The sequence below is a fragment of the Streptomyces sp. NBC_00690 genome (genome assembly GCF_036226685.1).
In the GTDB taxonomy this organism is placed as follows: domain Bacteria; phylum Actinomycetota; class Actinomycetes; order Streptomycetales; family Streptomycetaceae; genus Streptomyces.
This window is the reverse complement of record NZ_CP109009.1, coordinates 2,248,378-2,273,767: the sequence shown is the minus strand read 5'-3', so window position 1 is coordinate 2,273,767 and position 25,390 is coordinate 2,248,378. Positions and strand designations below refer to the sequence as shown.

The window sequence follows — 25,390 nt, the reverse complement described above, 5'->3', positions numbered from 1 at the left end:
AAAGCGTGGAGTCCTCATGTCCGGCCACTCCCCAGCCGCCCGTCGCACCGTGCTGAAAGGCGCGGCCCTCGCCGGGGCCGCCGGTCTGGGGGTCGCCGCCTGCTCCACCGAATCCAAGCTCGGACACGCCAAGAACCCGGTTCCCACCGCGCCGGTGGAACTGGGCGCGGCGGACGCCGTCCCGGTCGGCGGGTCCAAGCTCTACCGTGAGCAGCGCCTCCTGGTGAGCTGCCCCGCCGCAGGCGAGTACAAGGCATTCAGCGCCCAGTGCACCCATGCGGGTTGCGTGCTGGACAAGATCGTGGAGAACGAGGGCAACTGCCCCTGCCACGGCAGCCGCTTCGACGTGACCACCGGCGAGGCGCTCCAGGGGCCCGCGACCGTGCCACTCCCCGCCGTCCCGATCAAGGCCGAGAACGGGCGACTAATCGCCGGCCCTCAGAGCTGAGAAGCGCCCAAGAGCTGAGCACCGCCCATGCCGAAGGGCGCCGGGGCCGGGCTGGCCGCCCCCGGTACCGGTCGGATGCCGGGCTCGGCCCGGCCCCCTGCGGGCACTGACCGTGGGCATCGATCAATCCCAGTCCCAGTCGATCCCGAGGATCCCGGGCCGTACCCCCTGCTCGACGAGATGGACCGTGCGGTGCTGCCCGCTGAGTGTCAGATCCGTTCTGGCGCCGCGTGGCGCACCGGTCGTGGCCTGGGCGAACCGGCGGCAGCGCACCGGCAGCGCCCCCTCGTCGAAGGCCACCTGGAGCACGTACTGCCCGCCCGCATAGGTGAAGCCCCGCACGTATTCGCCGCTCGGACCGCCCGTTCCGTCCTCGAACCCGTAGCTGAAGAGGTACGTGTCACCGGCCCGCAGCCGGGCGTCGAAGAGGAGCTCCGCGACGACCACCCCAGTGTCCCGGTCCGAGCGGACCCGTCCGGTACGGCAGTTCTCCCGTGCGGTGACCTCGATCCGTTCGGGATCGCATCCGACTTCGCCGTGGTGGATGGCGAGATAGCGGTCGATCCCGTCGCGGTGGGCGCGGACGACGTGCTGTGAGGCGCGCGCCAGCAGTTGCCGCCGGGCCCCGATCCGCACCCTTTCGTGGTGGCCGACGGTGTGCAGTCCGCCGTCGGTGGGTGCCTCCAGGTCGGCGAGCAGTCGCTCGACCGTGTCCGAGACCTCCAGCAGGGAGCGGTAGGAGCGCGAGGCGGGGCGTTCGACGTCCGAGCGGGCGCTGTTCTCACCGTCGAGCAGTCTCAGCAGGGAGTTGCCGGGCAGCGACAGTACGTCTTCGAGGGCCCGCACGGCTCGTAGCGACTCGGGGCGCTGCGGTCGGCGGGCTCCCTGCTGCCAGTAGCTGAGGCTCGTCACCCCGACCTTGATGCCGCGGTGGGCGAGGTGGTGCTGGACGCGGTGCAGGGGCAGCCCGCGCACGGCCAGCGCCGCCCTGAGCGCCAGATGGAAGGGGCCGGTGTGCAGCACCTGCGCCAGATCGGCTTCGGTATGACCCATGAGTGCCTCTCCCCAGGTGCGTGTTCCCTGCACGGAGGACAGTGAATGTTCACGACCGGGGTGTGCCCTGTGGCCAGGCGATCACGGCCGTCCAGGTGGGGCGGGACTCATCCGTTCACATCCTGGCCGTCACGTTCACAGCTCCATGTCTCCCGCATTGAAGCGTGTTGACCTGCTCGCGACAAGGATCGATGCTCAACCAGCAGCGTCCGGACGCGCTCCTCCACCCCTCACCATCCCTCAGGGAGGACCGCGATGCGCAGTACCAGGAGACGACTTGCCGCGATGGCGGCAGTCCTCGCCGCCCTCGTCACCCTGCCCCTGTCCTCGGCCGTCGCCGCCACACCGGCGACCGACGGCGGCTCCGCCCAGGCCGCACTGGCCAGCAAGCGGCTCAACATCACCATGCAGGCCCAGTTGAAGACCAACTGGTGCTGGGCCGCAGCCGGCAACACGATCGCCACGTTCTACGGCCGTACCTACTCGCAGAACCAGTTCTGCAACGCCGCCTTCAACCGGTCGCAGAACACCGAGTGCCCCAACAACCAGGCCACGCTCGGCAATGTGCAGACCGGGTTGCGCTGGGCGGGCATCAACCCCGGCTCCTACGTCACCGGCTGGCTGAACTACTCCACAGTCCAGACCGAAATCAACTCCAACCGTCCGATAGAGACCCGTATCCAGTGGTCCAGCGGCGGTGGTCACATGCATGTGATCTACGGCTACGACACCGCCAGCAGCTGGGTCTACTGGGGCGATCCCTGGCCCTCCAGCGGACGGTACAACTGGGCATCCCACGCCTGGTACATCAACAACAGCAGTCACTCCTGGACCCACTCGCTCTACCGGATCGGGGCGTGAGCGCGATGAAGCCGACGTCTAGAGCACCCCGGCTGACCGCCGCGGTCGCCGCCTGCATCGCGTTGGGCACGGCCGGCACCCTCGCGGGCGCCTCCACGGCCGCCGCCGACAGCACACCGAGCCTCACGGCAGCGGCGGCGGACCTCACCGAGGCCCGCAAGGCCGCCACTGCTCCGGCGACCCTCGACACCCTCTCCCGGTTCTTCGCCCGTGACGGGGCCGTCGCCAGATCGGCCGCGGCTCCCCGTGCGGAGGGCGCAACGGTCCCCGTCCACACCCTGTCGCCCGCGTTCGTCGCGGGTAGGGCCGGCGCATCCGTGGCCCAACTGGAGTTCGTCGCCACCAAGGCCGTTTCGTCCGACGGCCAGAAGGCGTCCGTCTGGGCGGCCCGGGTGGGTTCCGCCTGGCAGGTGGTGAACATAGCCACCGGCGACGACGAACTCCGGTACGCCCAACTGGGCGCCGCCAAGTTGGCCGGCGGCACCGTCTTCAAGGAACCGCAGATCGACGCCTGGTACGTCAGCAAGGGCACCAAGGTCCTCCCGCTCGACGAGGACGCGATCCGCGCGGTCGGCAGCAAGGGCACCACCCTCGCCGCCTACGGGAACCGGGTGCGCGCCGCCTACGGCGACAAGCTCCCCGGCTCCACCTACGCGAAGAAGGGTGTGGCCGGCGGTTACGACCAGTCGGCACCGGAGCCCCGGGCCGCCGCCGGGTCCTCCCAGGCCGTCGATGAGCGCGATGCCGGCGCGCTCACGGTCTCCTCGGTCACGGCGGGCGCGGGCGCCGTCCTCGCCGTCTCCCTGTGCGGGGTGACGGCGCTGAGGCTCCGCCGCCGCGGCTGAGTGCCAGGGGCGCCCGCCACCCCAGCAGGTGGCGGGCGCCCGAACCACGATCGGGCGTCGAACCCGCTGCGGAACCCCCCTGCTGTGACGGCCCCCACCGCCGTCGCGGCCTGCCGCGCACAACGCCGCCCGGCCCATGGCGCGGGGCCGGTGCTCCCCTGAGCACCGGCCTCGCGGTCATGCCCTGACGTGGCCTGACTGTCAGCCCCCGCCAGTAGGGTGGACGGTATGGCAGACCCCTCCAGCTACCGTCCCAAGCCGGGAGAGATCCCCGACTCCCCGGGGGTCTACAAGTTCCGCGACGAGCACCGGCGGGTGATCTACGTCGGGAAGGCCAAGAGCCTGCGCCAGCGCCTCGCCAGCTACTTCCAGGACCTGGCGAATCTGCACCCGCGCACGGCCACCATGGTCACCACCGCGGCATCGGTGGAATGGACGGTTGTCTCCACCGAGGTCGAGGCCCTCCAGTTGGAGTACTCCTGGATCAAGGAGTACGACCCCCGGTTCAACGTCAAGTACCGCGACGACAAGAGCTATCCCTACCTCGCGGTCACGCTGAACGAGGAGTTCCCGCGGGTCCAGGTCATGCGCGGGGCCAAGCGTAAGGGCGTGCGCTACTTCGGCCCGTACGGCCAGGCGTGGGCCATCCGCGAGACCGTCGACCTGATGCTGCGGGTCTTTCCCGTACGGACCTGCTCGGCCGGCGTGTTGAAGAACCACCAGCAAAAGGGCCGGCCCTGCCTCCTCGGCTACATCGGCAAGTGCTCGGCACCGTGCGTGGGGCGGGTCACCGCCGAAGAGCACCGCGAACTGGCCGAGGAGTTCTGCGACTTCATGGCGGGCCGCACCGGGACCTACATCCGCCGTCTGGAGAAGCAGATGACGGCCGCCGCCGAGGAGATGGAGTACGAGCGCGCGGCCCGGTTGCGCGACGACATAGACGCCCTGCGGCGCGCCCTGGAGAAGAACGCCGTGGTGCTCGCCGATGCCACGGACGCCGATCTGATGGCACTGGCCGAGGACGAGCTGGAAGCCGCCGTACAGATCTTCCACGTCCGCGGCGGACGGGTGCGCGGACAGCGCGGCTGGGTCACGGACAAGGTCGAGGCCGTCGACACAGCCGGCCTCGTCGAACACGCGCTCCAGCAGCTGTACGGCGAGGAGCGCGGCGAGTCCGTCCCTAAGGAGGTCCTGGTCCCGGCGCTGCCCGAGGCGGCCGACACGGTCGGGCAGTGGCTCAGCGAGCGCCGCGGCGCCCAGGTGTCGCTGCGCATTCCGCAGCGCGGCGACAAGAAGGACCTGATGGAGACGGTCCAGCGCAACGCCCAACAGGCACTGGCCCTCCATAAGACCAAACGCGCCAGCGATCTCACCACCCGCTCCCGGGCGCTGGAGGAGATCGCCGAAGCCCTCGGGCTGGACTCGGCACCCCTGCGGATCGAGTGCTTCGACATCTCCCACTTCCAGGGCGAGGACGTCGTGGCCTCCATGGTCGTCTTCGAGGACGGGTTGCCCCGCAAGAGCGAGTACCGCCGGTTCCAGATCAAGGGCCGGGTCGGAGACACCCAGGTGTGGCACGGCGAGGGCCAGGACGACGTCCGGTCCATGCATGAGGTGATCAGCCGCAGATTCCGCCGCTACCTGGCTGAGAAGGACCGTACGGGTGAGTGGATCGGCGCGGACGATCCGGGCGAGCAGGACGCCATGCCCGGTGCCGCCGTGGACCCAAGCCACCCAGCCCACCCAGGCGTCCCGGCCGGACCGGACGGTCGGGACGAGCAGCCCGCCCCGGCCACCGATGACGACGGTCGGCCTCGGCGCTTCGCGTACCCCCCGCAACTGGTCGTGGTGGACGGTGGGCAGCCGCAGGTCGCCGCGGCCCGGCGCGCGCTGGACGAGCTGGGCATCGACGACGTGGCCGTCTGCGGACTCGCCAAGCGGCTGGAAGAGGTCTGGCTGCCCGGCGAGAGCGATCCGGTCGTCCTGCCGCGCTCCAGCGAGGGCCTCTACCTCCTCCAGCGGGTGCGCGACACCGCCCACGACTTCGCCATCCGCTACCAGCGGTCCAAGCGGACCAAACGCATCCGTACCAGCCCCCTGGACGCCGTCCACGGTCTCGGGGAGCGCCGGAAACAAGCGTTGATCAAGCATTTCGGCTCGGTCAAGCGGCTGCGACAGGCCACAATCGAGCAGATCTGCGAAGTACCCGGCATGGGCCGCAAGACCGCCGAATCCGTGGTCGCCGCCCTTGCCGCGGCGGCACCCGCCGCCCCTGCCGTGAACACGGCGACAGGAGAGATCATGGAAGAGAACGACGGGGGCAGCACAGCATGAGCGAGCACGACGGAGACGGAGCAGCAGAAGTGAGTACGGCCACCACCACCGAATCGGGCGAGGCTGCGGAAGCCGCCATTCCCGAGCTGGTGATCATCTCCGGTATGTCCGGCGCCGGGCGCAGCACCGCCGCCAAGTGCCTGGAGGACCTCGGATGGTTCGTCGTCGACAACCTGCCGCCCGCGCTGATCCCCACCATGGTGGAGCTGGGCGCGCGCTCCCAGGGCAATGTGGCCCGGATCGCGGTCGTCGTCGACGTCCGCGGCCGGCGGTTCTTCGACAACCTCCGCGAGTCCCTCGCCGACCTCGACGCCAAGCAGGTCACCCGGCGAATCGTCTTCCTCGAATCGTCGGACGACGCCCTGGTGCGCCGCTTCGAATCGGTCCGCAGGCCGCACCCGCTCCAGGGCGACGGCCGGATCGTCGATGGCATCGCGGCCGAGCGCGACCTCCTGCGCGAGCTGCGCGGGGACGCCGACCTGGTCATCGACACCTCCAGTCTGAACGTGCACGAACTGCGGGCCAAGATGGACGCCCAGTTCGCGGGCGAGGAGGAGCCCGAGCTCCGGGCCACTGTGATGTCCTTCGGCTTCAAGTACGGACTGCCGGTCGACGCGGACCTCGTCGTCGACATGCGGTTCCTGCCCAACCCGCACTGGGTTCCGGAGCTGCGTCCCTTCAACGGCCGCAACGAAGAGGTGTCCAACTACGTCTTCAACCAGCCCGGCGCCAAGGAGTTCCTCGACCAGTACACCGAGCTGCTCCAGCTGATCGCCGCCGGCTACCGTCGTGAGGGCAAGCGGTACGTGACCGTCGCAGTCGGCTGTACGGGCGGCAAGCACCGCTCGGTTGCCACCTCCGAGAAGCTGGCGGCGCGGCTGTCCGCAGCCGGAGTCGAGACCGTCGTCGTCCACCGGGACATGGGGCGCGAGTGAGCATCAACACCCTGCGGCTGCGGCGGTTGCGCAGATCCGCGCACACCGCCGTGGGCCGCAAACGCGGCGCCCAGCCCAAGGTCGTCGCCCTCGGCGGCGGTCGGGGGCTGTCCGCGTCGCTGGCGGCCCTGCGTCGAATCACCGGGGACCTCACTGCCGTGGTCACCGTCGCCGACGATGGAGGCTCCAGCGGGCGGCTCCGGGAGGAGCTCGGGGTACTGCCCCCCGGCGACCTCCGCAAGGCCCTGGCCGCCCTGTGCGGGGACGACGACTGGGGCCAGACCTGGTCGAGGGTGATCCAGCACCGCTTCCAGTCCCACGGCGACCTCCATGAGCACGCGGTCGGCAATCTGCTCATCGTCGCCCTGTGGGAGCAGCTCGGCGACCATGTCCAAGCCCTCGACCTGGTGGGCAAGCTGCTGGGCGCCCATGGGCGGGTGCTCCCCATGTCCGCCGTACCGCTGGAGCTCCAGGCCCTGGTCCGGGGGCACGATCCGGCGCGTCCCTTCGACGTGGACACGGTCTGCGGGCAGGCGACGGTCGCCCTGACCCCGGGCGACGTGCAGTCCGTCCATCTCGTCCCGCACGATCCCCCCGCCGTACCGGAGGCCGTCGCCGCCGTTCTTGACGCCGATTGGGTGGTTCTCGGACCCGGTTCCTGGTTCTCCTCCGTCATCCCGCACCTGCTGGTGCCTGAGCTGCTGGATGCCCTGGTGGAGACCAAGGCCAGGCGTGTCCTCTCGCTCAATCTGGCACCCCAGCCCGGTGAAACAGAAGGCTTCTCACCGCAGCGTCATTTGGAGGTTTTGGGACGACACGCGCCTAAACTCGCACTGGACGTGGTGCTGGCCGACGAGGCCGCCGTGCCCGATCGCAGCTTGCTCGCCGATGCCGCTGAGCGTCTCGGCGCCGCGGTCGAGCTGGCCCCTGTGGCCTCGCCCGACAGAGTTCCACGGCACGACCCGGAACTGTTGGCCGCCGCGTACGACCGTATTTTTCGGATGCATGGAAGGATCGGCCCATGGCGATGACGGCAGCGGTGAAAGACGAGATCTCCCGGCTTCCCGTCACCCGGACCTGCTGCAGAAAAGCAGAGGTTTCGGCGATCCTGCGGTTCGCGGGCGGGTTGCACCTGGTGAGCGGACGGATCGTGATCGAGGCGGAGCTGGACACCGGCATCGCCGCCCGGCGGTTGAAGCGGGACATCCTGGAGATCTTCGGCCATGGCTCGGAGCTGATGGTGATGGCGCCCGGCGGGCTGCGCCGAGGCTCGCGCTATGTCGTCCGGGTGGTCGCGGGCGGTGATCAGCTGGCCCGCCAGACCGGTCTGGTGGACGGCCGTGGCCGACCGATCCGGGGTCTGCCGCCCCAGGTCGTCTCCGGTGCCACCTGCGACGCCGAGGCGGCGTGGCGCGGCGCCTTCCTGGCCCATGGATCGCTGACCGAGCCGGGTCGCTCCTCGTCCCTGGAGGTCACCTGCCCCGGCCCGGAGGCGGCGCTCGCCCTGGTGGGCGCGGCGCGTCGACTCTCCATCGGTGCCAAGGCGCGCGAGGTGCGGGGTGTGGACCGGGTCGTCGTGCGTGACGGTGACGCCATCGGCGCGCTGTTGACCAGGCTGGGTGCCCATGAGTCGGTGCTGGCCTGGGAGGAGCGCCGGATGCGGCGCGAGGTGCGGGCCACCGCCAATCGGCTGGCCAATTTCGACGACGCCAACCTCCGTCGCTCCGCCCGGGCCGCGGTCGCGGCCGGCGCACGGGTCCAGCGGGCGTTGGAGATCCTGGGCGAGGAGGTTCCCGAGCACCTCGCAGCGGCGGGCCGACTGCGCATGGAGCACAAGCAGGCGTCCCTGGAGGAGTTGGGAGCCCTCGCCGACCCGCCATTGACGAAGGACGCGGTCGCGGGGCGCATCCGCCGGCTGCTGGCCATGGCCGACAAGAGGGCGCAGGACCTGGGGATTCCCGGTACGGAGTGCAACCTCACCGAGGAGATGGCGGACGGCCTCGTCGGCTGAACTCACCACGCCCGTACCGGCCCGATCGCGCCGGACGGCTCAACGGACCCGCTCACGGCACTCCACGGAGTGCCGTGTCCCGTGTCCGCCCCCGATGGTGCGGCCAGGTTGGCTCCAGCCGGAACGACTCCGTCCGGTGCCTTCGCCCGAGCCGTTCCGACCCGATCGGGTTGCACGGAAGGCCACTTCAGCCACGTCCCGCTCTCATATACCAGCGCGCGCTCCTTGACATGGCCATGGACGCTGATGAGTCTGGCGTCTGTTCACTTTCCTGGCACACACCAGCAAGGGGGGCTTATGAGACGCAGAGCGAGTGCGATCCTTGCCGCCGTTTCACTTCTGACCGCCGCACTAGCCGTCGCACCACTCGCCCAGGCCGAGCCGGCCCCGGACGGGGGCGGCGACGGACTGTCCGTATGGCACGCGAAAATCACCAAGGCCCAGGTTCCGTTGGTCCTCGCGACGGGCGCCGACGGGCATGAACTCAGTTCCCAGGTGCCCGACCAGGGCACCGGCACTGTCGAGTTGTACCTCACCGACGAACAGGCCGGTGAGCTGCGCCAACAGGGCGTCGGCGTCACCGAGCACAAGATCTCAGCCGCCGTCAGCAAACGGCTCGCGGCAGCGGGTGACGGCGTCTACCGCCCGTATGGCGGCGCCGGTGGTCTCAAGAACGAGATCCTCGCCACCGCCCAGGCCCACCCCTCCCTCACCAAGGTCATCAGCATCGGCAAGTCCGTCAAGGGCCAGGACATCCTCGCCCTGAAGGTCAGCAAGGGCGCCGACCGCTACCGGGATGGGTCCAAGCCCTCCACCCTGTACATGTCCAACCAGCACGCCCGGGAGTGGATCACTCCTGAGATGACCCGGCGGCTGATGCACCACTACCTCACCAACTACGGCAAGGACCCGCGGATCACCAAGATCGTGGACTCCAGCGAGCTGTGGTTCGTGATCTCCGCCAACCCCGACGGATACGACTACACGTTCCAGGGCACCGAAGAGCGGCAGTGGCGCAAGAACCTGCGCGACAACGACCGCAACGGTGTGATCGAGGCGGGCGACGGCGTCGACCTCAACCGCAACTTCTCGTACAAGTGGGGATACGACGACGAAGGCTCCTCGCCCGACCCCTTCGACGAGACCTTCCGCGGCAGCCGCCCCGGCTCCGAGCCCGAGACCAAGGCCATCGACGCCTTCCAGAAGCGCATCGGCTTCGAGTACGGCATCAACTACCACTCCGCCGCCGAGCTGATCCTCTACGGAGTCGGCTGGCACATCGCCACCGACACCCCCGACGACGTCATCTACAAGGCGCTGGCCGGCACCCCCGGGAACCCGGCGATCCCCGGCTACCGCCCCCAGGTCTCCTCCGAGCTCTACATCACCAACGGCGAGGCCGACGGACACGCGGCCAACGTCAACGGGATGATGATGTACACCCCGGAGATGTCGACCTGTGCCACCGTCTCGCGGATCGATCCCAACGACGCCTGGAACGCTGCGGACTGCGCCTCCGTCTTCACCTTCCCGGATGACGAGAAGCTGATCCAGCAGGAGTTCGCCAAGAACATCCCGTTCGCGCTGTCGCTCGCCGAAAGCGCGCCGACACCCGACCAGCCGGTGTCGTCACTGGGACTGAAGGCTGCGGACTTCACGCCCGACCCCTTCACCGTCTCCTACGCCCGCGGTGGCGACCAGGAGGTCTCCGTCGTCGCCCGGAAGTCGGTCCGGGACAAGGAGCTCAACTACCGCATCAACGGCGGACGCGTCCAGGACGAGGACCTCAAGGCGTGGAAGGGCGGTGAGACCTACGGCGGCGAGGACAACATCCGCTTCGACGAGTACCGCGCCGAAGTGGAGGACGCCCGCCCCGGTGACAAGGTCGAGGTCTGGTTCACCGGCCGCACCAGGGACGGGAAGACCACCTCCAGCACCCCGTTCACCTACACCGTCGCCGAACGTGCCCGCGCGGACACCCTGGTGATCGCCGAAGAGGGCGGCACCACCGCGGCCCGGCACGCCGCCACCTACACGAAGGCGCTCGCCGACAACAAGCGCAGCGGCGTCGTCTGGGACGTGGCGACCCAGGGCGCACCGCACCGCCTCGGTGTCCTCAGCCACTTCTCGACGGCCGTCTGGTACACGGGTGCAGCCGCACCCTCCTGGGCGGTCACCAAGTCCGTCCGGTCCTACCTCAACGAGGGCGGCAAGCTGATCACCGCCGGTGAGCGGGCGGGCGGCAACGCCAACCTGGGCCGGGCGATCAGCGACGACTTCGCCCAGTACTACCTGGGTGCGTCGGGTCGTGCGTCCCTCGGCAACGTCACGGACTTCGCGGGCCAGGGACGGCTCTCGGGCGCGGCGGCTGCCCTCGCGGGCGCCGACGGCAACCCGCTGGACGCCGCGGGCGCCTACACCATCACCTCGGACACCCTGCCGCCCGACGAGTTCCCGCAGTTCCGCAGTGCGGCTGCCGGCGACTACCAGGGCGTACGGATGCCCTTCTCGCCGTACGAGGGGCAGTACTACGCGGCGGCCAGCCACCGCAACGCGTCCTGGATGCGGCTGAGCCGTCCGGTCGATCTGACCGGCACCAGCGCGGCCGACGCCCCGAAGCTCGATCTGCGCCTCAGCTTCAACACCGAGCCCGGCTACGACAATGCGGTGGTCGAGGTGCACACCGTCGGTCAGGACGACTGGACGACGCTGCCCGATCTCAACGGTGGGACCCGCACCACGGTGCCCGCGGAGTGCGGCGCAGGGTTCTACGTCAACCAGCACCCGCATCTGAAGCGCTACCTCACCGTCGGCGACGACGGATGCACGCCCAGTGGCACCACCGGCACGTGGAACTCCTTCACTGGGGCTTCCGACGGCTGGCGGTCCGCCTCCTTCGATCTGAGTGCCTACGCGGGCAAGCAGATCGAGGTCTCCGTCTCCTACATCACCGACCCGAGCGACGGTGGACGCGGCGTCTTCGTCGACGACACCAAGCTCGTCACCAGCGGTGCTGCACAGGGCGAAGGCTTTGAGACCTCGCTGGGCGCCTGGACGGTCGGGGCACCGCCCGCCGGCAGCCCGGTGCCGCGCGGGAACTGGGTCCGCAGTCAGGACCTCTTCCCGTCGGCGAGCGCGGTGACCACCAGGGACACCGTGTTGATCGGATTCGGTCTGGAGCACGTGGCGGCTCCTGACCGCAAACAGTTCCTTGGCAAGGCGCTCAGTGCACTGCGGCGTTGACGCTCGGTAGCGAACAGCACAGCTAGATCAGGTCAAGATCAACCGACGGCGGTCCGAGCCCCCTACTCGGGGGTACGGATCGCCGTCGCCACGTACGGGCCCCTTGATGTCACCTCGGGCCGCCCAGAGAGGTAGGGTCGTAAGCGGTCGGGGACATCCCATACAACTCGCCGGCGTCGAAACCCGGCGTACCAACGAGGAGATCGGTTCGTGACGATCCGCGTAGGCATCAACGGCTTTGGCCGCATCGGTCGTAACTACTTCCGCGCGCTGCTGGACCAGGGTGCGGACATCGAGATCGTGGCTGTCAACGACCTGGGTGACACCGCGACCACGGCCCACCTGCTGAAGTACGACACCATCCTGGGACGACTGAAGGCCGAGGTGTCGCACACCGCCGACACCATCACGGTCGACGGCCGCACTCTCAAGGTGCTGTCCGAGCGCAACCCCGCCGACATTCCGTGGGGTGAGCTGGGCGTCGACATCGTCATCGAGTCGACGGGCATCTTCACCAAGAAGGCCGACGCCCAGAAGCACATCGACGGCGGCGCCAAGAAGGTCCTCATCTCTTCTCCGGCCAGCGACGAGGACATCACCATCGTCCTCGGCGTCAACCAGGACAAGTATGAGCCGGCTAACCACCACATCATCTCGAACGCGTCCTGCACCACCAACTGTGTGGCGCCGATGGCCAAGGTCCTCGACGAGAACTTCGGCATCGTCCGCGGTCTGATGACCACGATCCACGCCTACACCAACGACCAGCGCATCCTGGACTTCCCGCACAAGGACCTGCGCCGCGCCCGCGCAGCCGCGGAGAACATCATCCCGACCACGACCGGTGCCGCCAAGGCGACCGCTCTGGTCCTTCCGCAGCTCAAGGGCAAGCTGGACGGCATCGCCATGCGCGTCCCGGTCCCGACCGGTTCCGCCACCGACCTGGTGGTCGAGCTGGGCCGCGAGGTCACCAAGGACGAGGTCAACTCGGCCTTCCGCAAGGCGTCCGAGGGTGGCGACCTCGCCGGTGTCCTGGCCTACACCGAGGACCCGATCGTGTCTTCGGACATCGTCGGCGACCCCGCGTCCTGCATCTTCGACTCCTCCCTGACCATGGTCCAGGAGGGCAACTCGGTGAAGATCCTCGGCTGGTACGACAACGAGTGGGGCTACTCGAACCGCCTCGTCGACCTCACGGTCTTCGTCGGCAACCAGCTCTGAGCACCACCGCTCTGAACGGCTTCGCTCAGATCAGCAACGGGAGCACCACGAGGTGAGCAACAGGGCTCGGGCTGCGCAGTGAAGCGCGGTTCGAGCCCTGTCGCACGTCCCAGCCCACGCCGACCGGGCCGCGCCTTCGAAGGCGCGGCCCGGCCCGGCGAAACACAGCCCAGTCCAGCTCTCAGACAGCCCTCCGAGGAGTCCTGTCCATGAAGACGATCGACCAGCTTCTGGCCGATGGAGTCGCAGGCAAGCGGGTCTTTGTCCGCGCCGACCTCAATGTGCCGCTCGACGGCACCACCATCACCGACGACGGCCGCATCCGCGCCGTCCAGCCGACCGTCGCCGCACTCGCCGCCGCGGGTGCGCGCGTGATCGTCGCCTCGCACCTCGGCCGCCCCAAGGGCGCACCCGACCCGGCCTTCTCGCTGGCCCCCGCCGCTGCCCGCCTCGGCGAGCTCCTCGGTGCGGACGTCGCCTTCGCGACGGACACCGTCGGCGACTCGGCCAAGGCCACGGTCGCGGGGCTCGGCGACGGTCAGGTCGCGGTGATCGAGAACCTCCGCTTCAACCCCGGCGAGACCAGCAAGGACGACGCCGAGCGCGCCGCCTTCGCCGATGAGCTCGCCACCCTCGCCGACGTCTACGTCGGCGACGGCTTCGGCGCCGTGCACCGCAAGCACGCCTCCGTCTACGACCTCCCGGCCCGGCTGCCGCACGCGGCCGGCTACCTCATCGCCACCGAGGTGGGGGTCCTGAAGAAGCTCACCGACGAGGTGCAGCGCCCGTACGTCGTCGTTCTCGGCGGGGCGAAGGTCTCCGACAAGCTCGGCGTGATCGACCACCTGTTGGACAAGGCCGACCGCATCCTGATCGGCGGCGGCATGGCGTACACCTTCCTCAAGGCCCAGGGCCACGACGTCGGCAACTCGCTGCTCCAAGAGGACCAGGTTCCCGCGGTCCAGAAGTACCTGGAGCGTGCGAAGACGCAGGGCGTCGAGTTCGTGGTGCCCGTCGACGTCCTGATCGCCTCCGGGTTCCCCGATCTGAAGACGAAGGCCCCGGCCAACCCCGACACGGTCCCCGCGGATGCCATTCCGGCCGGTCAGGAGGGTCTGGACATCGGTCCCGAGAGCCGCAAGCTGTACGCCTCGAAGCTCGCGGATGCGGCCACCGTCTTCTGGAACGGCCCGATGGGCGTCTTCGAACACCCTGACTACGCCGAGGGCACCCGCGCACTGGCGCAGGCGCTCCTCGACTCCCCGGCCTTCACCGTCGTCGGGGGCGGGGACTCCGCCGCCGCGGTGCGCATCCTGGGCTTCGACGAGAACGCCTTCGGTCACATCTCGACCGGTGGCGGCGCCAGCCTCGAATATCTCGAAGGCAAGACCCTTCCCGGCCTTGCCGCACTGGAGGACTGATCCTTTCCATGAGTACCCGTACCCCCCTGATGGCGGGCAACTGGAAGATGAACCTCAACCACCTTGAGGCCATCGCCCACGTCCAGAAGCTCGCCTTCGCCCTGGCGGACAAGGACTACGACGCCGTGGAGGTCGCCGTTCTGGTGCCCTTCACCGATCTGCGCTCGGTGCAGACCCTGATCGACGGCGACAAGCTGAAGATCAAGTACGGCGCTCAGGACATCTCCGCCCATGAATCCGGCGCGTACACCGGCGAGATTTCCGGCTTGATGCTGTCCAAGCTGAAGTGCTCCTACGTCGCTGTCGGTCACTCTGAGCGACGTCAGTACCACGCCGAGACGGACGAGATCTGCAACGCCAAGGTGAAGGCCGCGTTCAAGCACGGCATCACCCCGATCCTCTGTGTCGGCGAGGGCCTGGACATCCGCAAGGCCGGACAGCAGGTGCAGTACACCCTCGCCCAGCTCGACGGCGGCCTCAAGGACGTCCCGGCCGAGCAGGCCGAGACCATCGTGATCGCCTACGAGCCCGTCTGGGCCATCGGCACCGGTGAGGTCGCCACTCCCGAGGACGCCCAGGAGGTCTGCGGTGCGATCCGTGGGCGGCTCGCCGAGCTGTACTCGCAGGAGCTGGCCGACAAGGTCCGCATCCAGTACGGCGGCTCGGTCAAGTCCGGGAACGTTGCCGCGATCATGACCCAGCCCGACGTCGACGGCGCCCTGGTGGGCGGTGCGGCACTGGACTCGGACGAGTTCGTCAAGATCGTCCGCTTCCGCGACCAGTGAGTATGCGGTAGGGCAGATCCGTCGTACCCTTGCGGGGGCCGGGGTGGCTTGCCATCCGGCCCCCGTCGTCATAGAAGTTCCGAGAGATTTGCCAGGAAGTAGGGTCCAGCCGTGGTTATGGGGTTCTCGATCGCCCTGATCGTCTTCAGCCTGCTGCTGATGCTGCTGGTGCTGATGCACAAGGGAAAGGGCGGCGGCCTCTCCGACATGTTCGGTGGCGGCATGCAGTCTTCCGTCGGTGGCTCCTCGGTCGCCGAGCGCAACCTCGACCGCATCACCGTCGTGGTCGGTCTGATGTGGTTCGCCTGCATCATGGTGCTGGGTCTGCTGATGAAGCTGGACAGCTGACCTGCGGGTTACCCGCCCCGGGATGGTAGGTAACTCCAATCCCTGGACGAGCGTTGGGCCTTACGTAGACTGGGGCACCGCGGCGCAGCCGCTGTGAGACGCTGTACAGCACCATCACGCAGGGAGTTACGACCGTGGCAAGTGGCAACGCGATCCGGGGAAGCCGGGTCGGAGCGGGGCCGATGGGCGAGGCCGAGCGCGGCGAGTCCGCGCCCCGCTTGCGCATCTCCTTCTGGTGCTCCAACGGGCACGAGACGCAGCCGAGCTTCGCCAGTGACGCGCAGGTCCCTGACACCTGGGACTGCCCGCGCTGTGGATTCCCGGCCGGTCAGGACCGGGACAGTCCCCCGGACCCGCCGCGCACGGAACCGTACAAGACGCATCTCGCCTATGTACGGGAGCGGCGCAGTGACGCAGACGGGGAAGCGATTCTCGCCGAGGCGCTCGCCAAACTGCGCGGCGAAATCTAGTACTTGGAAACCGGCCGGGACACCTTGGGTGCCCGGCCGGAGGCTTTTCCCGCGATCGCGAGGGCCGGTCGGCCCCTCGGTCGCCTACCACGGCCGTCGTGCCCTTCGCCCCGTTTTCGCTCTGACCGGGCGACGCCGCTGCGTGCTCCTCTCACCCGCCGTTCTGATCAATTAGGTTGGAGACGGCGCAGCAGGCAAGCACGACAGAATTGGGCTGATGTCCGAGTGAACGCACCAAGCCGCCCCAGGCTCAACCGGATTCCCGAGTGGACCGCTCTCGGCAAGCACCGCGAGCAGCTGGGACAGACACATCTACGGGAGTTGTTCGCGGCTGACGCCGCACGCGGCAGCGCGTACACCCTGCGGGTCGGCGATCTCCACCTGGACTACTCCAAGCACCTGGTGACCGACGAGACGTTGGGGCTGCTGCGGGCACTGGCCGAAGCGACCGACGTGGCCGGGCTGCGGGACGCCATGTTCCGCGGCGACCGGATCAACATCACCGAGGACCGGGCAGTGCTCCACACCGCGCTGCGCGCCCCCCGCGACGCGGTGATCGAGGTGGACGGGGTGAATGTGGTCCCCGACGTCCATGCGGTCCTGGACCGCATGGCGGCCTTCTCCGAGCAGATCAGGTCGGGGGAGTGGACCGGTCATACCGGCAGGCCCATCAGGGCCGTCGTCAACATCGGCATCGGTGGATCGGACCTCGGTCCGGCGATGGCGTACGAGGCGCTGCGCTCGTTCTCGGCGCGCGATCTGACCGTCCGCTTCGTGTCCAACGTCGACGGAGCCGATCTCCATGAGGCGGTACGCGATCTGGACGCGGCCGAGACCCTCTTCATCGTGGCGTCGAAGACGTTCACCACGGTCGAGACCATCACCAATGCCACCTCGGCGCGGGACTGGCTCCTCAGCCAGCTGAATGCGGGTCAGGAAGCGGTTCCCCGGCACTTCGTGGCCCTGTCGACGAACGCCGAGAAGGTCGCCGACTTCGGGATCGACACCGCGAACATGTTCGAGTTCTGGGACTGGGTCGGCGGACGCTACTCCTTTGACTCCGCCATCGGCCTCTCGCTGATGATCGCCATCGGACCGGCCGCCTTCCGGGAGATGCTCGACGGCTTCCACCTGGTCGACGAGCACTTCCGTACGGCCCCCGCCGAGGCCAATGCGCCGCTCCTGTTGGGGCTGCTGGGCGTGTGGTACGGCGCTTTCTTCGACGCCCAGTCCCATGCAGTGCTGCCGTACTCCCACTATCTGAGTCGCTTCACCGCCTATCTCCAGCAGCTCGACATGGAGTCCAACGGCAAGTCGGTGGACCGTACGGGGGCCCGTGTCGACTGGCAGACGGGGCCGGTCGTCTGGGGCACCCCCGGCACCAACGGGCAGCACGCGTATTACCAGTTGATCCACCAGGGCACCAAGACCATCCCGGCGGACTTCATCGGCTTCGCCCGTCCGGTCGCGGACCTCGGGCCCGCGCTAGCCGCCCAACACGACCTTCTGATGGCCAACTTCTTCGCCCAGACCCAGGCGTTGGCTTTCGGCAAGACGGCCGACGAGGTGCGTGCCGAAGGAGTGCCGGAGCGGCTGGTCCCGCACAAGACCTTCCTGGGCAACCACCCCACGACGACGATCCTCGCCGACGCCCTCACCCCTTCGGTGTTCGGCCAACTGATCGCCCTCTACGAGCACAAGGTGTTCGTCCAGGGCGCGATCTGGAACATCGACTCCTTCGACCAATGGGGCGTCGAGCTCGGCAAGGTGCTCGCCAAGCAGCTCGAACCGGCGCTGACCGCCACGGGTGGCACTGACGGTACGGACGGCACCGACGGTGCGACTGACGCAGCCGGCTCGCAGGGCGGCCAGAGTGATGATTTGCTCGACAGCTCCACCGCCGCGCTGGTCGCGACGTACCGCTCCCTGCGAGGGCGTTGATCCGGATGGATGAGGGGGCGAGGGGTGAGAGTGCCGTGGTGCGGCTGAGACCGCCCAACCACATGCTCGATGAGCGGGTCGTGGGCTGGTGGCGGGTGCAGTCATTGATCGGCACCGCGGTGGTCGCAGGGGTGCCGGCCGTCCTCGCCGCCTTCATCACCCCCGCCCGTGGCTGGCTCCTTGCGGTGGCCGGGGTTCTGGCCGTGCTCGGGGTCGTGGAGGCTTTCACCGTCCCCGCCTGGCGGTTCCGCGTCCACCGCTGGGAGGTGACGGACGAAGCGGTCTACGTCCGTACGGGTGCCTTCTGGCAGGAGTGGCATATCGCCCCCATGTCGAGGATCCAGCGCGTGGACACCATGCGAGGACCCCTGGAGCGGGCCTTCGGACTGTCCACGGTCACCGTGACGACGGCCTCGTCCCGTGGCGAGATCAAGATCGAAGGGCTCGATCAGCAACTGGCCGCAGAGCTGGCCGACCGTTTGACCCGGATCACCCAGGCCACGCCCGGGGACGCCACATGACACCGGACGGCACAGCGGAGCCCAAGGGGAACGAACCCCCGGCGGACCATCCCCCCGGGGTCACGGACACGGGCACGGACACTGATGCGTCCGCCGCACAGCTGCACCCCTCGTCGGAAGACACCGGCGAGGGTGCCCCGTGGCAGCAGCTCGACCAACGGGCCGTGCTCGTCACGACGGCCGTCCTGTTGTCCGTCGCCGCCGGCATCTGTCTGCCGGTACTGCTCGGCCTCTCCAGCGGTGCATGGTTCGGCTTCGTACCCGAGGGAGGCACCGGTCTGGCCCTGCTGCTCGGCGCCGCCGTCCTGCTTGTGCTCGCAGGGGCGGCCGTCGAGTACCTCAACTGGCGCCGCACCCGCTACCGCGTCGGCGCCGAGCGGGTCGAACTCCACACCGGAATCCTCCTGGTCACCCGGCGCTCCCTGGCCCGCGAGCGCATCCGCAGCGTGGACCTCTCCGCCAACCCCCTGCTGCGCGTCCTCGACCTGGTCAAGGTCCGCATCGGCACCGGGGAGCGCAGCGGCGGCGAATCGACGCTGGAGCTGAATCCGGTCTCCAAGGCCGAGGGCGAGCGGCTGCGCACCGAACTGCTCGGCCGTCCCACGCGCCCCGACACGGTCCACGGTGAGGGCGTGATCGCCGCCGTCGACCCCGCCTGGATCCGCTACGCACCGCTGTCCGTGCTCGCCCCGGTACTCGGCGGTGCGGCAGCCGGTGCGGTGATGCAGGTCAGCGAGTGGTTCGGGGCCCAAGGCGAAGTGATCGACTGGGTGGGCGACCGCTTCGAGGACACATCCATCGCGGTGATGGTGGTCGTCCTTGTGCTGGTCGCCCTCGTGGCCGGTGTGGTGGGGGCCCTCGGCGTCTGGATCGAGGTCTGGTGGGGCTATCGGCTGGAACGCGAGCAGGGCGGCACCCTCCGGGTGCGCCGAGGGCTGCTCACCGCCCGCTCGGTCTCCATGGAGGAGCGTCGGCTGCGGGGCGTCGAACTCGTCGAACCCTTCGCCATACGTTTCCTGGGGGCGGCCCGGTTGGACGCCGTCGCCACCGGAATCTCCCACGACGACGGCGACAAGCACGCCGACCTCAAGTCCTTGCTGCCGCCAGCGCCCCGAGAGATCGCGGACACCGTCGCGGGCGGTGTACTGAGGGAAGTGCGCACACCGACCAGCGCGCCCCTGACCCCGCACCCCGCGGCGGCCCGCGCCCGCCGTCTGCGGTGGGCGCTGCTAGCCGTCGCCGTCCCGACCCTGGTCCTGGCCGTGCTGGGGCTGTGGTTGACGCCCGTACTGGCGTATCTGGCCGCGGGGTTCGCCGTGGTGGCGCTGCCCGCGGCGGTGTTCTTCGCGCTGGACGCCTACCGCAGTCTGGGGCACGCGCTCAGCGGGGACTACCTCGTCGCCCGTTCCGGGACCGCCCGTCGGGCGACGGTCGCCCTGCAACGCGGTGGGGTGATCGGCTGGGTGGTCCAGCAGTCGTTGTTCCAGCGGCGCGCGGGTCTGGTGACCCTGACCGCGACCACCGCGGCGGGCAGCGGTGCCTACACGGTCCACGACGCGGCGCACGGCGAGGGCCTCGCCTTCGCCGCGGACGCGGTGCCGGGGCTGCTGGAACCCTTCCTGGAGCGGGAGGAACCGGCCGGGGACGACGCGGCGGCTGACTAAGCGCCCAGGAATTGCAGGAGATGCCCAGGCGATGGGGAGGGGCGGTCAGTGGCCGGTCGCCGGATAGAGGCAGCCCGTCTCGGGGTAGGGCCCATTGACACTCGCCCATGTCTCGCTCTCGACGACCCGTCCGGTGACACAGCCGGTCGTACCGATGTGGATGCCGAAGGCCGTGCCCCAGGAGGCGTCGGGGTCCGAGTCGTCCCACGCCGACCAGGGGCGCTGGACCTCCATGCGTGAAGCGTCGAAACCGAGGCCGAGCAGTGCCGGGAGCACGTCTTCCGGTTCGATGCGGCCCTGGCGGCGCAGCTTCTCCACCACGGGACGGATCCGGTCGACCGCCTTCCTTGCCGCCGCCGCGTCAGCAGGGGTGATCTCGCCCGCCCTGCGGTGGGCGCTGTTCTCCCGGTTGTGCGGTGCGCCGTCCACCACGCCCTCCTCCACATAGGGGCTCGGCCCGGCTGCGGGGGGCTTGGAGGATGAGGGCGGGGGACCGCTGGTGCCGGAGGAGGCCCCCTGGGTCCCGCACGCGCTGAGCGACGCGGCCGTGGCCATCCACAGCGCCGCTCCGACAGCGGTGGTCCACTTTCCCCAGGACATGGCGCCTCCCTGCGGGCGCCTTGGGAGCACCCTCCACCCGGGAACATACCGGTGGCCCGGTCCGAGCAACGGACCGGGCCACGAGGGCAGTTGAAGCAACTGCTCAGATGTCAGATGACAGACACCAGATGCCAGACATCAGGCACCGGACATCAGGCACCGGACATCAGCCGTCAGGCATCGGGCACGCCTAGGCGGAGGCCGGTGGGTAGAGGTCCCGGGGCAGCTCGGATGCCGCTGCCGCGTCCAACAGCCAGAGCGTCCTGCTGCGTCCTCGGGCGCCCGCGGCCGGGGCCTGGATCTCGCCCGCCCCCGACAGCGCCATCGCCACGGCATTGGCCTTGTCCTCGCCCGCGGCCAGCAACCACACCTCACGGGCCGCCCTGATTGCCGGAAGCGTCAGGGAGATCCGGGTCGGCGGCGGTTTCGGTGCGCCGCGCACCCCCACCACCGTGCGCTCGGTCTCCCGCACGGCGGGCAACTCCGGGAAGAGCGAGGCCACATGGGTGTCCGGCCCGACGCCCAGCATCAGTACGTCGAAGGTGGGCACCGGACCGTGGTCCTCCGGGCCGGATGCGGCAGCCAGCGCCTGTGCGTAGGCGGCGGCTGCCGCCTCCACGTCACTGCCGTACGCACCGTCCGAAGGGGCCATCGGATGCACCCGCGCAGGGTCCACCGCAACCCGGTCCAACAGTGCCTCGTGGGCCTGGGTGACATTGCGCTCGGGGTCCCCGTCCGGCAGGAACCGCTCGTCACCCCACCACAGGTCGAGGTGCTGCCAGTCCACCGCATCCCTGGCGGGTGAGGTCGCGAGGGCCGCCAGCAGGGCATTGCCGTTACGGCCGCCGGTGAGCACCACCGAGGCCGAGCCGCGTGCTGCCTGCGCATCCACGATCCGGGTGATCAACCGGGCCGCGGCGGCCTGTGCCATCAACTCCTTGTCGCGGTGGACGACCAGCTGCGGAGCGCTCACTTGGCCGCCGCCTTGCGCGCGGGGGCCTTGCGAGCGGCGGCCGGGGCCGCCTTCTTCTCCGCGGCGGGCTCGGCCACCGGACGGGCGTCGTCCGATGTGCCGGGGCGTGCCCCGCCGCCGTCGCTGTCGTCCAGCCGGTCCACACCGAAGCGCAGCGTCGACTCGTAGGTGTCGTCCGGGTCCAGCCTGCGCAGCTCCTCCGCGATCAGTTCCGCGGTCTCACGGCGCTTGAGGGCCACCGCCCGGTCGGGCTGCCCATGGATGGCGAGGTTCGCCAGGGACCCGTCGGCGCGGTCGAGGACGATCGGGCCGCAGCTCGTCTCCATGCGGACCGCGGTCAGCCCGGGCCCCGAGGAGAGCGAGCGCCGCACCGGTACCGAGAGCCGATCCGCCAGCCACATCCCCAGCAGTTCCACACTGGGATTGAACTCCTCGCCCTCCACCTCGACCGAGGTGACGTCGCAGATCACCTGGTCCAGCGCGGCGGCGAGCATGGAGCGCCAGGGGGTGATCCTGGTCCAGGCCAGATCCGTGTCCCCGGGGGTGTAAGCCTCGGAGCGCGCGGTCAGCTCGTGGATCGGCCGCTCGGCCGCATAGCTGTCGGTGACTCGCCGCTGGGCGAGCGCCCCGAGCGGGTCCTTGGCGGGGTCCAGCGGCGCGTTGATCGGCCACCAGACCACCACCGGGGCGTCGGGGAGCAGCAGCGGCAGCACCACGGACTGGGCGTGGTCGGTGACCTCGCCGTACAGCCGCAGCACGACCGTTTCACCGTTGCCGGCGTCCGCGCCCACCCGCACCTCGGCGTCCAGCCGCGTCTGCGCCCGGTCCCGCGGTGAGCGGGAGACCCGCTTGATGACCACGAGGGTCCGCGAGGGGTGCTCCCGGGACGCGTCGTTCGCGGCCTTCAGCGCGTCGTAGGCGTTCTCCTCGTCCGTGACGATGACCAGGGTGAGGACCATGCCGACGGCCGGGGTGCCGACCGCTCGGCGCCCCTGCACCAGCGCTTTGTTGATCTTGCTGGATGTGGTGTCCGTGAGGTCGATCTTCATGGGCGACGCCAGCTCCGTCCGTCTCGTGCGAGCATTTCGTCCGCCTCGATCGGGCCCCAGGTCCCGGACGGATACTGGGCGGGCTTGCCGTTGTTGTCCCAGAACGTCTCGATGGGATCGAGGATCTTCCAGGACAGCTCGACCTCCTCCACCCTCGGGAAGAGGTTCGAGTCACCGAGCAGGACATCGAGGAGGAGTCGCTCGTACGCCTCCGGGCTCGACTCGGTGAAGGACTCGCCGTAGGCGAAGTCCATCGAGACGTCACGCACCTCCATCGAGGTGCCCGGAACCTTGGAACCGAACCGCAGCGTCACGCCCTCGTCCGGCTGCACCCTGATCACCAGGGCGTTCTGCCCCAGCTCCTCGGTGGCGGTGTGGTCGAAGGGGGAGTGCGGCGCGCGCTGGAAGACGACCGCGATCTCGGTGACCCGGCGCCCGAGGCGCTTGCCCGTCCGCAGGTAGAACGGCACGCCCGCCCAGCGGCGGTTGTCGATCTCCAGCTTGACGGCCGCATAGGTGTCGGTCGTCGACCGAGGGTCGATGCCCTCTTCCTGGAGGTAGCCGACGGCCTTGGCGCCGCCCTGCCACCCGGCCGCGTACTGGCCGCGTACGGTGTTCGCACCGAGGTCCTTGGGCAGCCGTACCGCGCCCAACACCTTGGTCTTCTCCGCGGCGAGTGCATCGGCGTCGAAGGAGGCGGGCTCCTCCATCGCGGTCAGCGCCAGCAGTTGCAGCAGGTGGTTCTGGATGACGTCCCGCGCAGCACCGATGCCGTCGTAGTACCCGGCCCGGCCGCCGATGCCGATGTCCTCGGCCATGGTGATCTGCACATGGTCGACGTACGACCGGTTCCAGATCGGCTCGAACAGGGTGTTCGCGAACCGCAGCGCCAGGATGTTCTGGACGGTCTCCTTGCCCAGGTAGTGGTCGATGCGGAAGACCTCGTGGGGCGGGAAGACCTCGTGCACCACCTGGTTGAGCTCCTTGGCCGACACCAGGTCGTGGCCGAAGGGCTTCTCGATCACGGCCCGTCGCCAGGAACCTTCCTTCTGGTCGGCCAGGCCGTGCTTCTTCAGCTGCTTGACCACCTTGGGGAAGAACTTCGGCGGCACCGACAGATAGAAGGCGAAATTGCCTCCGGTGCCCTGTGCCTCGTCCAGTTCGGTGATCGTCTTCTTCAACGTCTCGAACGCGTCGTCGTCCCCGAAGTCGCCCTGGACGAAGCGCATCCCCTGGATGAGCTGCTGCCAGACCTCCTCACGGAACGGAGTGCGGGCATGAGCCTTGACCGCGTCGTGGACCTCCTGCGCGAAGTCCTCGTTCTGCCACTCCCGACGGGCGAACCCGACCAGGGAGAAACCCGGCGGCAGCAGTCCGCGATTGGCCAGGTCGTAGACGGCGGGCATCAGTTTCTTACGGGACAGGTCACCCGTGACACCAAAGATGACCAGGCCCGACGGCCCCGCGATGCGCGGGAGCCGTCGGTCGGCGGCATCACGAAGCGGATTTGCTTCGCCGGTACCGAACAAGTTCGTCAGCCCTCCGAGGGGGCGAGGCGCTTGAGCTCTGCCTCGGTCGACTTGAGCAGATCGTTCCAGGCGGCCTCGAACTTCTCGACGCCTTCGTCTTCCAGCAGCTTGACGACATCGTCGTACGAGATGCCCAGTTCCGCGACCGCAGCCAGTGCGGCACGGGACTCGTCGTACGTGCCGCGCACCGTGTCACCGGTGATCTGGCCGTGGTCCGCGGTGGCGTCCAAGGTGCTCTCGGGCATGGTGTTCACCGTGCCCGGCGCGACCAGCTCGTCCACGTACAGCGTGTCCTTGTACGCCGGGTCCTTGACACCCGTCGACGCCCACAGCGGACGCTGCTTGTTGGCGCGGGCACGGTCCAGCACCGACCAGCGGTCCGAGCCGAACACCTCCTCGTACGCCTCGTAGGCCAGGCGGGCATTGGCGAGTGCCGCCTTGCCGCGGGCGTCCTTGGCCTCGGCGGTCCCCAGCGCGTCGAGCTGCTTGTCGATCTCGGTGTCCACGCGGGAGACGAAGAAGGAGGCCACCGAATGGATCTTCGAGAGATCCAGTCCGCGCTCCTTGGCCTTCTCCAGGCCCGCCAGATAGGCGTCCATCACCTCGCGGTACCGCTCCAGCGAGAAGATCAGCGTGACGTTGACGCTGATGCCGTTCCCGATGGTCTCGGTGATCGCGGGCAGACCGGCCTTGGTCGCCGGGATCTTGATCAGGGTGTTGGGGCGGTCCACCAGCCAGGCCAGCTGCTTGGCCTCGGCGACCGTCGACAGGGTGTTGTGGGCCAGTCGGGGGTCGACCTCGATGGAGACCCGGCCGTCCTGACCGCCGGTGGCGTCGAACACCGGCCGCAGGATGTCGGCGGCGTCCCGCACGTCCGCCGTCGTGATCATGCGGATGGCTTCCTCGACGGTGACCTTGCGCGCGGCCAGCTCCGTGAGCTGCCGCTCGTAGCCGTCACCGCTGCTGATCGCCTTCTGGAAGATCGACGGGTTGGTGGTCACGCCGACCACGTGCTGCTGGTCGATCAGCTCGGCGAGGTTCCCCGAGGTGATCCGCTTGCGCGACAGGTCGTCGAGCCAGATCGCGACGCCTTCGTCGGTCAGGCGCTTGAGTGCGTCTGTCATGAGGGTTGCATCTC

At 69.2% G+C, this 25,390-nt stretch carries 22 protein-coding genes; 16 read left to right on the top strand and 6 right to left on the bottom strand.

Going from position 1 to position 25,390, the window contains the following annotated elements; genetic code table 11:
* The first annotated feature begins 16 nt into the window (after positions 1–16).
* A complete protein-coding gene (locus tag OID54_RS10080; protein ID WP_329017085.1) occupies positions 17–448 on the top strand; it encodes a Rieske (2Fe-2S) protein in 432 nt (143 codons plus the stop codon).
* Positions 449–571: 123 nt separating this feature from the next.
* Here OID54_RS10080 and OID54_RS10075 read toward each other — a convergent pair whose 3' ends face one another.
* Positions 572–1,501: a hypothetical protein gene (locus OID54_RS10075; RefSeq protein ID WP_329017082.1), complete on the bottom strand. Its 930-nt coding sequence runs from the start codon at positions 1,499–1,501 to the stop codon at positions 572–574.
* A 255-nt stretch (positions 1,502–1,756) separates the two neighbouring features.
* Between OID54_RS10075 and OID54_RS10070 the strand changes: the two genes are divergently transcribed.
* The 15 genes from OID54_RS10070 to OID54_RS10000 all read left to right on the top strand — a co-directional run bounded on the left by OID54_RS10070 (position 1,757) and on the right by OID54_RS10000 (position 20,101).
* Positions 1,757–2,362 (top strand): papain-like cysteine protease family protein, encoded by a 606-nt coding sequence (locus OID54_RS10070; RefSeq protein ID WP_329017080.1) that lies wholly within the window; start codon positions 1,757–1,759, stop codon positions 2,360–2,362.
* Positions 2,363–2,367: 5 nt separating this feature from the next.
* Positions 2,368–3,207 (top strand): hypothetical protein, encoded by an 840-nt coding sequence (locus OID54_RS10065; protein WP_329027375.1) that lies wholly within the window; start codon positions 2,368–2,370, stop codon positions 3,205–3,207.
* Between the two features lie 228 nt (positions 3,208–3,435).
* Positions 3,436–5,541, top strand: coding sequence for an excinuclease ABC subunit UvrC (gene uvrC / locus OID54_RS10060; protein ID WP_329017076.1), 2,106 nt, complete (start codon positions 3,436–3,438; stop codon positions 5,539–5,541).
* Positions 5,538–6,476, top strand: a complete 939-nt coding sequence (gene rapZ / locus OID54_RS10055) for an RNase adapter RapZ (RefSeq protein WP_329017073.1) — start codon at positions 5,538–5,540, stop codon at positions 6,474–6,476. Before uvrC ends, rapZ begins: the two co-directional genes overlap by 4 nt.
* The gene (locus OID54_RS10050) at positions 6,473–7,507 is read left to right on the top strand and encodes a gluconeogenesis factor YvcK family protein (RefSeq protein ID WP_329017070.1); all 1,035 of its coding nucleotides are present in this window, start codon (positions 6,473–6,475) and stop codon (positions 7,505–7,507) included. Before rapZ ends, OID54_RS10050 begins: the two co-directional genes overlap by 4 nt.
* Positions 7,498–8,487 carry a DNA-binding protein WhiA gene (gene whiA / locus OID54_RS10045; RefSeq protein WP_329017067.1) on the top strand — a complete coding sequence of 330 codons (990 nt, stop codon included), beginning with the start codon at positions 7,498–7,500 and terminating at the stop codon, positions 8,485–8,487. Before OID54_RS10050 ends, whiA begins: the two co-directional genes overlap by 10 nt.
* Before the next feature lie 297 nt (positions 8,488–8,784).
* Positions 8,785–11,730 (top strand): M14 family metallopeptidase, encoded by a 2,946-nt coding sequence (locus OID54_RS10040; RefSeq protein WP_329017065.1) that lies wholly within the window; start codon positions 8,785–8,787, stop codon positions 11,728–11,730.
* Between the two features lie 210 nt (positions 11,731–11,940).
* The gene (gene gap, locus OID54_RS10035) at positions 11,941–12,951 is read left to right on the top strand and encodes a type I glyceraldehyde-3-phosphate dehydrogenase (RefSeq protein WP_250921193.1); all 1,011 of its coding nucleotides are present in this window, start codon (positions 11,941–11,943) and stop codon (positions 12,949–12,951) included.
* A gap of 209 nt (positions 12,952–13,160) precedes the next feature.
* A complete protein-coding gene (locus OID54_RS10030) occupies positions 13,161–14,372 on the top strand; it encodes a phosphoglycerate kinase (RefSeq protein WP_329017061.1) in 1,212 nt (403 codons plus the stop codon).
* An 8-nt stretch (positions 14,373–14,380) separates the two neighbouring features.
* Positions 14,381–15,157, top strand: coding sequence for a triose-phosphate isomerase (gene tpiA, locus OID54_RS10025; RefSeq protein ID WP_329017058.1), 777 nt, complete (start codon positions 14,381–14,383; stop codon positions 15,155–15,157).
* 117 nt (positions 15,158–15,274) lie between these two features.
* Entirely contained in the window at positions 15,275–15,505 is a 231-nt protein-coding gene (gene secG / locus OID54_RS10020) for a preprotein translocase subunit SecG (RefSeq protein ID WP_329027374.1), read from the top strand.
* Between the two features lie 134 nt (positions 15,506–15,639).
* Positions 15,640–15,975, top strand: coding sequence for an RNA polymerase-binding protein RbpA (locus OID54_RS10015; RefSeq protein WP_079110552.1), 336 nt, complete (start codon positions 15,640–15,642; stop codon positions 15,973–15,975).
* Between the two features lie 225 nt (positions 15,976–16,200).
* On the top strand, positions 16,201–17,916 hold the full coding sequence (gene pgi, locus OID54_RS10010) for a glucose-6-phosphate isomerase (protein ID WP_329017054.1): 1,716 nt from the start codon (positions 16,201–16,203) through the stop codon (positions 17,914–17,916).
* Positions 17,917–17,921: 5 nt separating this feature from the next.
* Entirely contained in the window at positions 17,922–18,437 is a 516-nt protein-coding gene (locus OID54_RS10005; protein ID WP_329017051.1) for a PH domain-containing protein, read from the top strand.
* Complete coding sequence (locus OID54_RS10000) at positions 18,434–20,101, top strand: PH domain-containing protein (protein WP_329017048.1); 1,668 nt, start codon at positions 18,434–18,436, stop codon at positions 20,099–20,101. The genes OID54_RS10005 and OID54_RS10000 overlap by 4 nt, the downstream gene beginning before the upstream one ends.
* A gap of 45 nt (positions 20,102–20,146) precedes the next feature.
* On the opposite strand, the gene OID54_RS09995 is transcribed toward OID54_RS10000, so the two are convergent.
* The 5 genes from OID54_RS09995 to tal all read right to left on the bottom strand — a co-directional run bounded on the left by OID54_RS09995 (position 20,147) and on the right by tal (position 25,376).
* Positions 20,147–20,701, bottom strand: a complete 555-nt coding sequence (locus OID54_RS09995; protein ID WP_329017045.1) for a hypothetical protein — start codon at positions 20,699–20,701, stop codon at positions 20,147–20,149.
* A gap of 190 nt (positions 20,702–20,891) precedes the next feature.
* On the bottom strand, positions 20,892–21,674 hold the full coding sequence (gene pgl, locus OID54_RS09990; protein WP_329017041.1) for a 6-phosphogluconolactonase: 783 nt from the start codon (positions 21,672–21,674) through the stop codon (positions 20,892–20,894).
* A complete protein-coding gene (gene opcA, locus OID54_RS09985; protein ID WP_329017038.1) occupies positions 21,671–22,723 on the bottom strand; it encodes a glucose-6-phosphate dehydrogenase assembly protein OpcA in 1,053 nt (350 codons plus the stop codon). Before opcA ends, pgl begins: the two co-directional genes overlap by 4 nt.
* Positions 22,720–24,252 (bottom strand): glucose-6-phosphate dehydrogenase, encoded by a 1,533-nt coding sequence (zwf, locus tag OID54_RS09980; RefSeq protein ID WP_443055555.1) that lies wholly within the window; start codon positions 24,250–24,252, stop codon positions 22,720–22,722. Before zwf ends, opcA begins: the two co-directional genes overlap by 4 nt.
* 5 nt (positions 24,253–24,257) lie before the next feature.
* Positions 24,258–25,376 carry a transaldolase gene (tal, locus tag OID54_RS09975; protein ID WP_329017034.1) on the bottom strand — a complete coding sequence of 373 codons (1,119 nt, stop codon included), beginning with the start codon at positions 25,374–25,376 and terminating at the stop codon, positions 24,258–24,260.
* Positions 25,377–25,390 lie beyond the last annotated feature (14 nt).